At 63.5% G+C, this 14,925-nt stretch carries 12 protein-coding genes; 3 read left to right on the plus strand and 9 right to left on the minus strand.

What is annotated here, in order from left to right; genetic code table 11:
• The first annotated feature begins 15 nt into the window (after nucleotides 1–15).
• Nucleotides 16–756 carry a YciK family oxidoreductase gene (locus tag LOY54_RS20250; RefSeq protein WP_045195402.1) on the plus strand — a complete coding sequence of 247 codons (741 nt, stop codon included), beginning with the start codon at nucleotides 16–18 and terminating at the stop codon, nucleotides 754–756.
• Between the two features lie 2 nt (nucleotides 757–758).
• On the opposite strand, the gene LOY54_RS20255 is transcribed toward LOY54_RS20250, so the two are convergent.
• The 7 genes from LOY54_RS20255 to LOY54_RS20285 all read right to left on the minus strand — a co-directional run bounded on the left by LOY54_RS20255 (nucleotide 759) and on the right by LOY54_RS20285 (nucleotide 8,500).
• Nucleotides 759–1,553, minus strand: a complete 795-nt coding sequence (locus LOY54_RS20255) for a TenA family transcriptional regulator (RefSeq protein ID WP_258607705.1) — start codon at nucleotides 1,551–1,553, stop codon at nucleotides 759–761.
• Between the two features lie 36 nt (nucleotides 1,554–1,589).
• Nucleotides 1,590–4,046, minus strand: a complete 2,457-nt coding sequence (locus LOY54_RS20260) for an EAL domain-containing protein (RefSeq protein ID WP_258607706.1) — start codon at nucleotides 4,044–4,046, stop codon at nucleotides 1,590–1,592.
• A 105-nt stretch (nucleotides 4,047–4,151) separates the two neighbouring features.
• The gene (locus LOY54_RS20265; protein ID WP_258607707.1) at nucleotides 4,152–5,984 is read right to left on the minus strand and encodes an ABC transporter ATP-binding protein; all 1,833 of its coding nucleotides are present in this window, start codon (nucleotides 5,982–5,984) and stop codon (nucleotides 4,152–4,154) included.
• The gene (locus LOY54_RS20270) at nucleotides 5,977–6,609 is read right to left on the minus strand and encodes a DsbA family protein (RefSeq protein ID WP_045195409.1); all 633 of its coding nucleotides are present in this window, start codon (nucleotides 6,607–6,609) and stop codon (nucleotides 5,977–5,979) included. Before LOY54_RS20270 ends, LOY54_RS20265 begins: the two co-directional genes overlap by 8 nt.
• A gap of 3 nt (nucleotides 6,610–6,612) precedes the next feature.
• Complete coding sequence (locus tag LOY54_RS20275; RefSeq protein ID WP_045195410.1) at nucleotides 6,613–7,551, minus strand: rhodanese-related sulfurtransferase; 939 nt, start codon at nucleotides 7,549–7,551, stop codon at nucleotides 6,613–6,615.
• Between the two features lie 109 nt (nucleotides 7,552–7,660).
• Nucleotides 7,661–7,960, minus strand: a complete 300-nt coding sequence (locus tag LOY54_RS20280; RefSeq protein WP_123567170.1) for a BolA family transcriptional regulator — start codon at nucleotides 7,958–7,960, stop codon at nucleotides 7,661–7,663.
• A 15-nt stretch (nucleotides 7,961–7,975) separates the two neighbouring features.
• Nucleotides 7,976–8,500 carry a DUF2059 domain-containing protein gene (locus tag LOY54_RS20285; RefSeq protein WP_093380399.1) on the minus strand — a complete coding sequence of 175 codons (525 nt, stop codon included), beginning with the start codon at nucleotides 8,498–8,500 and terminating at the stop codon, nucleotides 7,976–7,978.
• Between the two features lie 156 nt (nucleotides 8,501–8,656).
• Between LOY54_RS20285 and LOY54_RS20290 the strand changes: the two genes are divergently transcribed.
• Nucleotides 8,657–10,051 (plus strand): class II fumarate hydratase, encoded by a 1,395-nt coding sequence (locus LOY54_RS20290; protein WP_045195415.1) that lies wholly within the window; start codon nucleotides 8,657–8,659, stop codon nucleotides 10,049–10,051.
• A 1-nt stretch (nucleotide 10,052) separates the two neighbouring features.
• On the opposite strand, the gene LOY54_RS20295 is transcribed toward LOY54_RS20290, so the two are convergent.
• Together LOY54_RS20295 and pap are read right to left on the minus strand one after the other, a co-directional pair.
• Complete coding sequence (locus LOY54_RS20295; protein ID WP_258607709.1) at nucleotides 10,053–11,009, minus strand: DMT family transporter; 957 nt, start codon at nucleotides 11,007–11,009, stop codon at nucleotides 10,053–10,055.
• A 140-nt stretch (nucleotides 11,010–11,149) separates the two neighbouring features.
• A complete protein-coding gene (pap, locus tag LOY54_RS20300; RefSeq protein WP_045195420.1) occupies nucleotides 11,150–12,643 on the minus strand; it encodes a polyphosphate:AMP phosphotransferase in 1,494 nt (497 codons plus the stop codon).
• Nucleotides 12,644–12,778: 135 nt separating this feature from the next.
• Here pap and mnmC point away from each other — a divergent pair, with 135 nt between their 5' ends.
• Nucleotides 12,779–14,794: a bifunctional tRNA (5-methylaminomethyl-2-thiouridine)(34)-methyltransferase MnmD/FAD-dependent 5-carboxymethylaminomethyl-2-thiouridine(34) oxidoreductase MnmC gene (gene mnmC / locus LOY54_RS20305; RefSeq protein WP_258607711.1), complete on the plus strand. Its 2,016-nt coding sequence runs from the start codon at nucleotides 12,779–12,781 to the stop codon at nucleotides 14,792–14,794.
• The last annotated feature ends 131 nt before the right edge of the window (nucleotides 14,795–14,925 follow it).

Genomic DNA, 14,925 nt, shown 5'->3' on the forward strand with positions numbered 1-14,925 from the left:
CCAGGAGGTAACCCCATGTTCGATTACTCTGCCCGCCCCGACCTGCTCAAGGGCCGGACCATCCTGGTCACCGGTGCCGGTCGCGGCATCGGTGCGGCCGCGGCCAAGAGCTATGCCGCCCATGGCGCCACCGTCTTGCTGCTGGGCAAGACCGAAGCCAACCTGAGCCAGGTCTACGACGAGATCGAAGCGGCCGGCCACCCCAAGCCTGCGGTCATCCCGTTCAACCTGGAAACCGCCCTGCCGCACCAGTACGACGAACTGGCGGCGATGATCGAAGCCGAGTTCGGGCATATCGACGGCCTGTTGCACAACGCCTCGATCATCGGCCCGCGCACGCCGCTGGAGCAGCTCTCGGGCGACAACTTCATGCGCGTGATGCAGATCAACGTCAATGCCATGTTCATGCTCACCAGCACCCTGCTGCCGCTGCTCAAGCTGTCAGCCGATGCCTCGGTGATCTTCACCTCCAGCAGCGTCGGGCGCAAAGGCCGGGCCTACTGGGGTGCCTATGGAGTGTCGAAGTTCGCCACCGAGGGTCTGATGCAGACCCTCGCCGACGAGCTTGAAGGGGTGGCGCCGGTGCGGGCCAACAGTGTCAACCCGGGCGCCACCCGCACCAGCATGCGCGCCCAGGCCTACCCTGCAGAAACACCGGAAAACAATCCGCTGCCAGAGCAGATCATGCCGGTTTACCTGTACCTGATGGGCCCGGACAGCACCGGCATCAACGGCCAGGCGTTCAACGCCCAGTAAGCTCAGCCCTCGGCCAGCTCCGCCCGGGCCCGGGCGGGCTGCTGGCGCTGCTCCTGCTCTTGTTGCATGCAGCGTTCAAGGAACAGGAACATATAGTCGTAGCTCTTGCAGACGGCCCGGCGCAGTTCGGTTTGCAGCGCCGCCGACGGGTTGTTGCCGGCCAGGGTGCAGACGATCTCCAAAGCCTCCCACGGGTGCGCGTCATCGTACTGGGCGTGCATCTTCAGCCATTTCATGGCGCGCTTGCGACCCTCTTCCGGGAAGCCCTGGGCATAAACTCCGGTAGAACACACCACCGCCGACCACTCGCCGGTTGCGCCTTCGATGGCGTAGTTGGTGGCGGCAATGGCCACTACCAGCGCATCGGTCGCACAGGTGTGCCAGCACCAGTCGCTGAGGGCATTGAGTTCGCTGGGAACGTCCTGCGCCTGCAGCTCCTCGAGGCTGACGCCATGGGCCTGGGCCCAGAACCGCCAGTAATCGGCGTGGTTGAGTTCGACACGGATGTTGCGCATCAGCCAGCGCCGCGCCATGTCTTCACCAGGGTGGCGGGCGTACTGGGTCTTGGTGAGGTTCTTGGCCATGTACAGCGAGAACTGCTCGACCACCGGCCAGCCACCAATCAGGTACTGGCGCATGGTCCGGCCACTGAGGCGGCCATCGCGCATGCGTTGATAAAGCTCGTGCTCCACCACCCGACGCTTGCTCTCGCTGCAGTCCTTGATCAACTGCTGGGCCCAAAGCGGGTAACTGCTGGGGTCCATCAATGGACCAGTACGTATGAACGCGTCAATCACTGTCAGCTCCTTGTTCCTTGTGATTATCGGTGGATCTCAGCGAAAGGTCCCCGGCGCCTTGAACAACAGGGGCCTTGCAGCAATCCGTTTGCGCTGCAAGCTGTCACAGGTGAACACCTGTGGCCGCTCGATCAGGTATCCCTGGGCGTAGTCGACGCCAATTTCCTGCAGGGCCTGCTCGATCAACGGGGTTTCGACAAACTCGGCAATGGTGCGTTTGCCCATCACGTGACCGATGTGATTGATCACCTCGACCATGGCCCGGTTGATCGGGTCATCGAGCATGTCCTTGACAAAACTTCCGTCGATTTTCAGAAAGTCTACAGGCAAATGCTTCAAATAAGCGAACGACGACATACCGGCGCAAAAGTCATCCAGCGAGAAACGGCAACCTAGGCCCTTGAGCTCGTTGATAAAGCGAATGGCGCTGCCAAGGTTGGCGATGGCGCTGGTTTCGGTTATTTCGAAACAAATCATGTGCGGCGGGATGGCGAACTCGCTGAACAGCCGTTGCAGGTATTCAAGGAATTTGTCGTCACCAATACTGCTGCCCGACAGGTTGATCGCGCACATGGCCAACGGGCCTTCGCGCTGCTCGTCCAGGCACTGGCGGATGACCTTGAACACACTGCGCACCACCCAGCGGTCCAGCGCAGTCATCAGGCCATAGCGCTCGGCGGCGGGGATGAAGCTGTCGGGCAGAATAATGCGCCCGCTCTCGTCATGCAGGCGCAGCAGAATCTCGATATGCCCGGCGCCCTCATGGGGGCCGAGGGCGGCAATTTCCTGGGCATACAGGCAGAAGCGGTTTTCTTCCAGGGCCACGTGCAGGCGCTGGATCCAGGCCATCTCGCCAAAGCGCATGGACAGCTCGCTGTCGTCGGCGTGGTACACCTGTACGCGGTTGCGGCCCTTCTCCTTGGCCATGTAGCAGGCCATGTCGGCGGCCCGCAGCGAAGCTTCGAGGGTGGTCGGGCCCTGGGCGATATGCACCAGGCCCAGGCTCACGGTGGTCATGAACGGTCGCCCTTTCCAGACGAAATGCAGGCTCTGCACGGCCTGTCGCAGGCTCTCGGCAATGCGCTCGGCCTGCTCCTGTGGGCAGTTTTCGAGGAGGATGCCGAACTCGTCGCCGCCCAGCCGCGCCAGGGTGTCGCCTTCGCGCAGGCCGGCCTGGAGCACCGCACAGATATGGCGCAGCAGTTCATCGCCCGCGGCATGGCCGCAGGTATCGTTGACCAGCTTGAACTGGTCCAGGTCGAGGAACATCAGCGAATGCCGTGCCGGCTTGCGCGCCATGGCGTTGAGCGCCAGCTCCAGGCGATATTCGAACTCGCGACGGTTGGCCAGGCCAGTCAGGGCGTCGTGAGTCGCCTGCCAGGACAGGTTGGCGATGTACTGGCGTTCCTGGGTCATGTCGTGCAGCACCAGGACAATACCGCTGACCTTGCCTTCGGCCATGATCGGCGCGCCCACCAGCGTCACTGACACGGTGCTGCCGTCCAGGCGCTGGATCAACTTGGTGTGTTCGCTGCCACCCTTGAGGCCACCTTCAAGCACGCGCTCGACCAGGGTCAGGCTGTCTTTTTCGGCGTTCTCGTCGAGCAGGCTGAACAGCGCCGCCAGCGGCAGGCCCTGGGCCTGGGCGGCATGCCAGTGGGTCAACTGCTCGGCGGCCGGGTTCATGTAGGCGATGCAGCCTTCGACATCGGTGGTGATCACGCCATCGCCGATCGATTCGAGGGTGATCTGCGCCCGCTCCTTCTCCACCTCAAGGGCATTGGCAAAGGCCTGGCGCTGGGCCAGCAGCTTGCTCGAGCGCATCCAGGCCAGGGCAATCAGAAACAGCGCAGTAGCGAGGTTAGTGACCAGCAGCACCCGCAGCAACATCCGCGAGCCTTCGCCCAGGGCATCGCTGAACGCCCGCGCGGCCGGGGTCACGGCATCGTTGATCGCGGCAATCTGCGCCTTCCAGCCAGCAACACTGCGGGCGTCGGCCTGGCCGGTGCGAAAACCGCTGTGCATCTGCTCGGCCACTTCGTCCAGCTGACGCAAGAATCCGTCACCGACCGCCCACAGTTCGATGGCTTTTTGCATATAGCTGACCTGATGAAAGTTCAGGTACAGCCAGATCACACTGGAAACGTCGTCGGGATGGTTGCCGCCCTGGAGGATGCCACGGCGCGCGGCGTCGATGTCCGGGGTCGGCAGGTCGAGGGCCACGCGCAGGTCATGGCCGCCCTGGGGCACGGCGAGGGCCTTGCGATACTTCCTGAAGACCGCCTCGTCGCGGCTGTCAGCGTATTGATTGAGGTAATAGATGGCGTCTTTCTGGCCCTTGGACCATAGGCTCTCGCCCGCCACATAACCACGCACTGCCGACAGCGCGTACAGGCTGATGCTCCCGAGCAAGGCCTGAAACAGCACCACAGCAACAAATGGCCAGATAATGCCCAACAACTTTGGCGCTTCGAGAGTCCGTTTTCGCTTCATGAGGTCCCTTGCAACAGAGCCGGATGAATCCCACCTACCAAAGCACAGCCTAGGCTATTTGCCATTAATCCTGCAGAGCTTTTCTCACTTGCTAACCAATTTGCCCTAACTCTGTTGCAAATGGCCGTACAGCTTGGCGTACAAGCCACCTTCGGCGATCAATTGCTGGTGATCGCCGTCCTCGGCGACATGGCCGCCGTCAAACACCAGCACCCGGTCGGCCTGCTTCACCGCCGACAGGCGGTGGGCAATGATCAGCGTGGTGCGGGCGCTGAGAAAACGGGTGAGGGCCTGGTGCAGGTTGTATTCGGTGGCCGCATCCAGGGCCGAGGTGGCCTCGTCGAGAATCACCACCTTGGGCTCGGCCAGCACCATCCGCGCAATGGCCAGGCGCTGACGCTGGCCACCGGACAAACGCACCCCGGAGCGACCAACCACGCTGTCCAGGCCTTGCGGCAAGGCGGCGATGGTAGCGTCGAGCTGGGCGATGTTCAGCGCCTGCCAGCAGGCATCATCGCTGCAGTCGCGGCCCATGGTCAGGTTGGCGCGCACCGTGTCGTTGAACAGCGACGGGTGCTGGAGCACCACCGCAACATGCTCGCGCAGGGTTTCCAGGCCGATTTCCTGCAGGGTCGAGCCACCAAAGCGGATGGTCCCGGCCTGGGCGCTGTACAGGCCCAGCAGCAGTTGCACCAGGGTGCTCTTGCCACCGCCACTGGCGCCGACGATGGCGACCTTTTCGCCGGGGGCAATCGACAGGTTGAGCTGGTCGAGCACCGGCTCGTCGTTGTAGGCAAAGCGCAGGCCCTGCACCTCGATGCCGACAGTGTCGCGGCCCTTGAACGGGTCGATGCCACCGGGGTATTGCGGCTCGTCGGCCCGCGCCAGCAGCTCGTTGAGCCGGCTCAGGGCGCCGCCAGCTGCGTAGTAGGCGTATTGCAGGTTGAGCAGTTGCTCGACCGGGCCGATCATGAACCACAGGTAGCTGAACACCGCCAGCATCTGCCCGATCGACAAGTCCGAGAACAGCACCGTGAGCATCGCCGCAGCGCGGAAAATATCGATGCCGAACTGGAACAGCAAGCCGCTGGCACGCCCGCTCGCGTCGCTTTTCCACTGCGAGGCGACGGCGTAGTTGCGTACCTCCTGGGCGCGCAGGCCAAGGCGGCCGAGGAAATAGCCCTGGCGGTTGCTGGCACGGATTTCCTGGATCGCGTCGAGGGTCTCGGTCAGCGCCTGGGTGAAGCGCGAGGTGCTGTCGTTCTCAAGCTTCTTCAGGTGCTTGACCCGCTTGCCCAACTGCACCGTGGCGAAGATCACCAAGGGGTTGAACAGCAGGATCAGCAGCGCCAGCTTCCAGTGCATCCACATAAGGATGGCGGCGGTGCCGGTCAGGGTCAGCATGGCCACCAGGAAGCGGCTGAGGGTTTCGCCGACGAACTTGTCGAGGGTGTCCAGGTCGGTGACCAGGTGGGTGGTCACGGTACCGCTGCCCAGGCTTTCGTATTCACTCAGGGAAATGCGCTTGAGGCGCTCAATCAGGCGAATGCGCAAGCGGTAGACGATGTCTTTGGCAAGGCCGGCGAACAGCTTGGCCTGCACCACGTTGAAGGCCAGGGCGGCGCAGCGCAGGGTCAGGGTGAATACCAGCATCAGGCCGATGTAGCCGCCAGCAACCTGCCAGTTGCCGGGCAGGAACTGGTTCATCCATTCGAGCGCGGCATCGCCATGGCCGAGCAGCACTTCGTCGACCAGCAACGGCAGCAGCAAGGGGATCGGCACACTGCACAACGCCGCCAGCACGGCCACGCCGTTGGCGATCCACAGGGCTTTTTTATGGCGCAGGGCCAGGCGGCGGATTTCTGCCCAGCTCAAGCGATCAGCATGCACAGGGCCTGGCCCTGGTACCGGGTCGGGTGAACCCGGCAGGTCAAGCACAGGCGGCCTGCTGCAGCCAGCGGCCGAGCAGCGGCTCAAGCGATTCGAGGGCTTGATAGCCATTGGTCAGCAAGGCCAGCTGGCCATTGCGTTCGGCCAGCAGGGTCGGGAAACCGGCAATGCCCAGGTCCTGGACCCAGGTGAAGTCCGCCGCCGTGGCCGCGCGCTGTTCGGCGCTGGTAAAGGCTTCGGCAAAGGCGGCGCGCTGGTAACCGGCCTGCTCGGCCAGTTCTACCAGCAAGGGCGCACGAGTGACGTCTTCGCCGCGCTGGTAGAAGGCTTGCTGGATCAGCTTGAGCAAGGCACCCACGTATTGCGGGTCAAGGCTACGGGCGGTGACCAGGGCCCGACAGGCAGGCTCGGTGTCGTAGACAAAACCGTCAGGCAGTGCGCCTTCGAATTGAAAATCCTGCCCGGTGGCGTCGTGTACCGCCTGCCAGTGATCAAGGATGTAGCCGCGGGTCGAGGCATCCAGCGCACGGCTGCCGGAACGCAGGCCGCCGAGCACCACCCGGGTCGGCACGCCCGCCGCCTGTGCCTGGGCGATCAGGGCCTCGGCGACCGGGGCAAAGCCCCAGCACCATGAGCACATCGGGTCCATCACATACAGCAGGCGTGCGGACATCAATCAGGCCTCGGCAGCTTTGCGGTAGTTGTGACCGATCGGGTGAGGCTGATTGCGCGCCTTGGCCAGTTCGATCTGCTTCTGCCGGTCAATGGCGCTGCGCCGGGTCTTTTCGCTCAGGCTGTCCCAGCAATGCGGGCAGCTGATGCCTGGCGAGTAGTGCTCGGACGCACGGTCTTCCACGCTGATCGGGGTGCGGCAGGCATGGCACTGGTCGTAATCGCCCTCGGTCAGGTCGTGACGCACGGTGACCCGGTTGTCGAACACGAAGCAGTCGCCCTGCCAGCGGCTTTGATCCTGTGGCACCTCTTCGAGGTATTTGAGGATCCCGCCCTTAAGATGATAGACCTCTTCGAAACCCTCGCCGAGCATATAGCTGGAGGCTTTTTCGCAACGAATGCCGCCGGTGCAGAACATCGCCACTTTCTTGTGCTTGGCCGGGTCGAAGTTGGCCTTGATGTACTCGGGGAACTCGCGGAAGGTGGTGGTCTTGGGGTCGATCGCGCCTTCGAAGGTGCCGATCGCCACTTCGTAGTCGTTGCGGGTGTCGATCAGCAGCACTTCAGGGTCGCTGATCAGCGCGTTCCAGTCCTGGGGCTCGACGTAGGTACCGACCTTGTAGTTCGGGTCAACGCCCGCCACGCCAAGGGTGACGATCTCTTTCTTGAGCTTGACCTTGGTGCGGTAGAACGGCTGTTCGTCGCAATAGGACTCTTTGTGGTCGATATCCACCAGGCGCGCATCGCTGCGCAGCCAGGCCAGCAGGCCGTCGATGCCTTCACGGGTACCGGAGACGGTGCCGTTGATACCTTCCTCGGCCAGCAACAAGGTGCCCTTGATGCCATTGGCCATCATGCTCTCGAGCAGCGGCTCGCGCAGCTCGAGGTAATCTTTCAGGGTGACGAATTTGTACAGCGCCGCAACGACGATAGCTTGGGACATGCAGTAACTTCTCCAGGTGGTCACCCTCGCAAAGGGCGGACCGGATGCCAAATAAAAACGCGCCGACAAGCGGCGCGTTGATCATTCTAGCAAAAACCTGACGAGGAAATCAGTGCTTGCTGCCACCGGCGCAGGTCGGCGACGCCGGGGCGACACCGATTTTCTGCCATTCCTGCGGTGTGTAGGTATGCAGCGCCAGGGCGTGAAACTCGCTCATCAGCTCACCGAGGGTGGCATACACCTTCTGGTGGCGCTTGACGCTGTTCAGCCCCTCGAACTGCTCGCTCACCAGCACCGCCTTGTAATGGGTCTGCTGCCCACGGCTGTGCATGTGGCTTTCATCGAGCACCTGCAAGTGCGTGGGTGCCAGCGCTTGCAGGCTGTGCTCGATCTTTTGCTGCATGGTCATGTCGGGCTCCGCTGCTTACTTCTTGGCTGGCGCGGCGGCCTTGCCGGCGTTCGGGTCGAGTTCCTTGGTCATGTCAGCCAGCAGCTTGTTGACCACCGGTACCGCGCTTTCCAGTTTCTGCTGGGTCAGCTGCGCCGATTGCTGGGTCACCTGCGGCATCTTCTCGAGGACTTTCTTGCCCAGAGGCGACTGGTAGAAGGCGACCAGGTCTTTCAGTTCGCTTTCAGTGAAGGTGGTGGTGTAGAGCTTGACCATGTCCGGCTTGAGCTTGTTCCAGCCGATGGCCTGGTCCAGGGCGGCGTTGGCCTTGGCCTGGTAGCTGTCGAGCACGGATTTCTTCGAGGCTGGGGCCTTGGTCTGTTCGAAACGCTGGGCAAACATTTGCTGCACCTGCATGTAGACCGGAGTACCGAGCTTGTCGGCATGCGCCATCATGAGGAATTTTTCAGCACTGGCGTTGTGGCTGGCGGTATCTGCAAGCACCTGGCCGCTGGCGCAGACCAGCGCTACAGCAGTGCAGAGGGCGCGAAGACGGGTCATCGGAATTCCTTCAATAGACAGAGGAGGTAGTACCCCAGAGTAGAGCATTCTGCGCCGACAGTGGCACAGTGCTCAAGTGGGTCGACGCGCGATGGAACCGCTACGCCAAATAAGGACCTAAACTGCGAATTCAGACCACAAGGGAGTGAGCGCAGCATGAGCCGTATCGAAACTGACAGCCTGGGGCAGGTCGAAGTTCCTGACCAGGCCTACTGGGGTGCCCAGACGCAACGCTCGCTGATCAACTTTGCCATCGGCAAGGAGCGCATGCCGCTGGCGGTGTTGCATGCCCTGGCACTGATCAAGAAAGCCGCGGCACGGGTCAACAACCGCAACGGAGACCTCGCGGCGGACATCGCCCGACTGATCGAACAAGCCGCCGACGAAGTGCTCGACGGGCAACTGGACGACCAGTTTCCGCTCGTCGTCTGGCAGACCGGCAGTGGCACCCAGAGCAACATGAACGTCAACGAAGTGATCGCCGGTCGTGCCAACGAACTGGCCGGCAATGGCCGTGGCGGCAAAACGCCAGTGCACCCCAACGATCACGTCAACCGCTCGCAAAGTTCCAACGACTGCTTCCCCACCGCCATGCACATTGCCGCCGCCCAGGCCGTGCAGCACAAGCTGCTGCCGGCGATCACCGAACTGTCGTCGGGGCTGGCGGAACTCTCGGCGCGCCACCAGCACCTGGTGAAAACCGGTCGCACCCATATGATGGACGCCACACCGATCACCTTCGGCCAGGAACTCTCGGCCTATGTCGCCCAACTCGACTACGCCCAGCGGGCGATTCGTTCGGCCTTGCCGGCGGTGTGCGAGCTGGCCCAGGGCGGCACCGCCGTCGGCACCGGGCTGAACGCCCCGCACGGCTTTGCCGAAGCCATCGCCGCCGAGCTCGCCGCGCTTTCCGGCCTGCCGTTTGTTACCGCACCGAACAAGTTCGCCGCCCTGGCCGGGCATGAACCGCTGACCACCCTCGCCGGCGGCCTGAAAACCCTCGCCGTGGCCCTGATGAAACTGGCCAACGACCTGCGCCTGCTCGGCTCCGGGCCGCGCGGCGGGATTGCCGAAGTACGCCTGCCGGCCAACGAACCGGGCAGCTCGATCATGCCCGGCAAGGTCAACCCGACCCAGTGCGAGGCCCTGTCGATGCTGGCCTGCCAGGTGCTGGGCAACGACACCGCGATCGGCTTTGCGGCAAGCCAGGGGCACTTGCAGTTGAACGTGTTCAAGCCAGTGATCATCCACAACCTGCTGCAGTCCATCGAACTGCTGGCCGACGGTTGCAGCAACTTCCAGCAGCACTGCATTGCCGGGATCGAACCGGATCCCGAACAGATGGCCGCGCACCTGGAGCGCGGGCTGATGCTGGTGACCGCGCTCAACCCGCACATTGGCTACGACAAGGCGGCAGAAATCGCCAAGAAGGCCTACAGCGAAGGCACCACCCTGCGCGAGGCGGCGCTGAGCCTGGGTTACCTGAGCAACGAGCAGTTCGACCAGTGGGTGCGCCCGGAAAAAATGCTCGAACCGGGCGCCAAGGGCTGAATCACCGGGCCAGGCGAACGCGCCTGGCCCGCCAGCCGGCCATGATCGACGGGCCCAGGGCGGTCAGCGCCGAGCCCAGCACCACCACCAGCGCACCGATGTAGCCCAGGGTGTTGATCTGCTCGGCGTGGACAAAGTCGGGCCAGAACCAGGCTGCCAGGGCCACCGCCACGAAGGTGATCAACGGCGTCACCGCCAGGGTCGCACTGACCTTGGAGGCTTCCCAGTGCGCCAGGGCTTCGGCAAACGCGCCGTAGGCCACCAGGGTGTTCAAACAGCAGGCAAGCAGCAGCCAGCCTTGCAGCGAGCTCAATTGCAGCGCCTCCAACGGATGCACCCAAGGGGTCAGCAAGGCTGCGCAAAACAGGTAGATCACCATCATCACCTGCATCGAGTTCCATACCGTCAGCAGCTGCTTCTGGCTCAGGGCATAGAACACCCAGATGGAGGTCGCCAGGAGGATGGTCAGCACGCCGGTGGTGTAGACGCTCAGGGAGGTGAGCAGCTCATCCAGGCGTTGATTGAAGAACAGGCCAAAGCCCAGCAGCAGGATCACCAGGCCCATGCCCTGCCCCAGGCTAAAGCGTTCCTTGAACAGGAATACGCTGGCCACCAGCAACAGCACCGGGCCCATCTGCACCACCAGCTGGGCGGTGCCGGGGCTGAGCAGCTTGAGCCCGACCAAGTACAGCACATAGTTGCCCACCAGGCCGCAGGTAGCCAGCAACACCAGGCCCCAGCCCTTGCGCCCGAGGCCATTGAACGAGGGCAGGCGCTTGCTTGCCGCCAGCCAGGCCAGCAACAGGCCGCCGGACACCAGCAGGCGAAACCAGGTCACGGTGATCGGGTCCATCACCTGCAGCACCTGTTTGAGCTTGATCGGCAGGATGCCCCAGAGCACGGCGGTCAGCAGCGACAAGGACAGACCGTAGACCCAGCGTCCGGAAGAAATATGCATAACCAGCCTCGATAGCCCTTTGGTGGGGGGAAACTGGATTCTACGGGCTGGGTTGGTGGCGAGACAGGCAAGAATGCGGAAAAGAATTCAGTACTTCATTCCCTGAGTTCCTGCTGGGGCTGCTTTCGCAGCCCCCGCTATCATTTCTTGTGCTTCTTGAACGCCGCCTCCAGCGCCTGGTTGATGGTGCGCAACACCTTGACCCGCGCCCAGCGCTTGTCATTGGCCTCGACCAGGGTCCAGGGCGCAATCTCGGTGCTGGTACGGTCGACCATGTCGCCCACAGCCTCCGCGTACTGCCCCCACTTCTCGCGGTTGCGCCAGTCTTCCTCGGTGATCTTGAAGCGCTTGAATGGGATCTGCTCGCGCTCCTGAAAGCGTTCGAGCTGGGTCTGTTCGTCAATCGACAGCCAGAACTTCACCACCACCACGCCAGCATTACTCAGTTGTTCTTCGAAGTCGTTGATCTCGCCATAGGCGCGCATCCAGTCGGCCTGGCTGCAAAAGCCTTCAATCCGCTCGACCAGTACCCGGCCATACCAGGAACGGTCGAACACGGTGAACTTGCCACGCGCCGGAATGTGCCGCCAAAAGCGCCACAGGTACGGCTGTGCGCGCTCTTCTTCGGTGGGCGCAGCGATCGGCACGATGCGGTACTGGCGCGGGTCGAGGGCTGCCGCCACCCGGCGAATCGCACCGCCCTTGCCCGCCGCATCGTTGCCTTCGAACACGGCAATCAGGGCGTGGCGGCGCATGCGCTTGTCACGCAGCAGGCCGGCCAGGCGCGCCTGTTCGGTAATCAGTTGTTCCTGGTAGTCGTCCTTGTCCAGGCGCAGGCTCAGGTCGAGGCTGCCGAGCAGGCTGCGCTGGTCGATGCTTTCACCCAGCGGCGCGATGTTGGCCTGGTGGATCGGCCCGTGATCGGACTTGAGCGCGGCCTGCAGCCCTTCGAGCAGAATCTTGCCCACAGCCAGGCTGCGGTAATGCGGATCGACGCCCTCGATCACATGCCAGGGCGCGTAGTCGCGGCTGGTCTGGCGCAGCACCCGCTCACCAAAGCGCACGAAACGGTCGTAGGTTTCGGACTGCTGCCAGTCCAGCGGGCTGATCCGCCAGCTGTGCAGCGGATCGTCCTTGAGCGCCTTGAGGCGGGCTTTCATCTGCTTCTTGGACAGGTGAAACCAGAACTTGAAAATCAGCGCGCCTTCATCGCAGAGCATTTCTTCGAGGCGCTCGGCGCCGCGGATGGCCTGGTCGAGCACGGCATCCTTGAACTGGCCATGCACGCGGCCCTGGAGCATCTGGCTGTACCAGTTGCCAAAAAATACGCCCATCCGCCCCTTGGCCGGCAGTGCCCGCCAGTAGCGCCAGGCCGGTGGACGGGCGAGTTCTTCGTCGGTTTGCTGGTCGAAGGTGCGCACCTCGATCAGGCGCGGGTCCATCCATTCGTTGAGCAGCTTGACCGTCTCGCCCTTGCCGGCACCTTCGATGCCGTTGATCAGTACGATCACCGGGAAACGCGCCTGCTGCTTGAGCTCGAACTGCGCCTCCAGCAACGCTTCACGCAGCGCCGGGACCTCGGCGTCATAGGTGTCTTTGTCGATGGCGTGACCAATTTCAGCGGATTCGAACATACCAGGCTCCCTACTTGGATAAGCAAGACTAGCGGATTGTCGAAACCTTTGTCGGCACAAAACAAAGCCTGCCACAGGTCAAACAGCCTGGCGCCGATCAGCTAAAATGGCCCTCTTGCCAATGCTGAGCCGAACATGACCGAAGTAACCCAATACGCCCAGATCGACTGGGACGACCAGGGCCGACCGCACTCGCGCCAATACGACGACATCTATTTCTCCAAGGAGCAGAGCCTGGAGGAAACCCGTCACGTGTTCATCGACCAGAACGACTTGCGCCAGCGTTTCAGCGCAATGCAGCCGGGCCAGTGCCTGGTGATCGGCGAAACCGGCTTCGGCACCGGCCTGAACTTCTTCTGCGCCTGGCAGCTGTTTGCCGAGTGCGCCCCGGCTGATGCGCGGCTGCACTTCATCAGCGTCGAAAAATACCCCCTGACCCGCGCCGACCTCAGTCGCGCCCTGGCCCTGTGGCCGCAGCTGGCGCCGTTCAGCAGCCAGTTGCTGAGCCAGTACGTGGCAGTGCACGAAGGCTTCCAGCCGTTCGCGTTCGAGCAGGGCCGGGTGCGCCTGACCCTGATGATCGGCGACGTGCTGGAGCAACTGCCGCAGCTCGATGCACAGGTGGATGCCTGGTTCCTCGACGGCTTTGCCCCGGCCAAAAACCCGGAAATGTGGACCCCGGAGCTGTTCGCCGAGATCGGCCGGCTGTCAGCGCCCGGCACCACCCTCGGCACCTTCACCAGCACCGGCTGGGTGCGCCGCGGCCTGATCGCCGTGGGCTTTAGCATGAAGCGCATTCCCGGCATCGGCAAGAAATGGGAAGTGCTGCGCGGCGCCTTCAATGGCTGGCCGGCCGAGCAGCCGCAACCGGCCGCCAGCGCGCCGTGGTTTGCCCGGCCGCCTGCCCTGCGCGGCCCACGCCAGGCGCTGGTGATCGGCGCTGGCCTTGCCGGGTGCGCCAGCGCCGCCAGCCTGGCCGCCCGCGGCTGGCAGGTAAAGGTGCTGGAGCGCCATGCGACGCCAGCAGCAGAAGCTTCGGGCAACCCGCAAGGGGTGCTGTACCTGAAGCTGTCTGCACACGGCACGGCGTTGTCGCGCCTGATCCTCAGCGGTTTCGGCTACACCCGGCGGCTGCTCGAACGCCTGCAGCGCGGCCAGGACTGGGATGGCTGCGGGGTGCTGCAGCTGGCCTTCGACGCCAAGGAAGACCAGCGCCAGCAGCAACTGGCCGCAGCCTTCAACCCGCAATTGCTGCAACGCCTGGACCGTGAGCAGGCTGAACAACTGGCCGGGGTTGCCCTGGACAGCGGCGGGCTGCTCTACCCTGAAGGCGGCTGGGTGCATCCGCCGGCGCTGTGCCAGGCGCAACTGCAGCACCCGAACATCACCCTGCTGACCCATCATCAGGTACTGCAACTGCGTAAGGTCGACGGCCTCTGGCAAGCCTGGGAAAGCGACAAACTGCTGGCCAGCGCGCCGCTGGTGGTGTTGGCGACCGCCGCCGAGATCCACAACTTCGAGCCTTGCGCCGGGTTGCCGCTCAAGCGCATTCGCGGGCAGGTCACCCGCCTGCCCGTGACAGCGCAAAGCCAGGCATTGACCACGGTGGTGTGCGCCGACGGCTATGTCGCGCCGCCGCGCAATGGCGAGCACACCCTCGGCGCCAGCTTCGACTTTCACAGCACCGACCTCACGCCCACCCCCGGCGAGCACGTCGGCAACCTTGGCCTGCTTGAGGCGATCTCCAGCGACCTGGCCCAGCGCCTGGGCGCCCACAGTCTCGACCCGCATACGCTGCAGGGCCGCGCCGCGTTTCGCTGCACCAGCCCCGACTACCTGCCGATTGTCGGCCCGCTGGCCGAACAGGCGCAGTTCAACCACGACTACGCCGTGCTGGCCCGCGATGCCCGGCAGATTCCCGCCACCCCCTGCCCCTGGCTCGAGGGCCTGTTCATCAACAGCGGCCATGGCTCGCGCGGGCTGATCACCGCGCCGCTTTCAGGCGAATTGATCGCCGCCTGGGCCGACAACGCGCCGCTGCCGGTGCCCCGCGCCGTGGCCGAAGCCTGCCACCCGAATCGCTTCATGTTGCGTGAATTGATCAGGAGTAAAAAAGCAGCGACAAGCGCCAAGCCACACACTAAAAGCTGATTGACCCGGCGTGCTCTTGCAGCTTGAAGCTTGTCGCTTGCAGCTACCGCTTATAACCGATTGATCTAAAACTCTCGCTATCCGCACCGGTCAGTTTCCATGTGCCCGGGTTTCGGGCACCTTCCCCAACG

Origin of the sequence: Pseudomonas sp. B21-032 (genome assembly GCF_024748965.1) — a bacterium.
In the GTDB taxonomy this organism is placed as follows: domain Bacteria; phylum Pseudomonadota; class Gammaproteobacteria; order Pseudomonadales; family Pseudomonadaceae; genus Aquipseudomonas.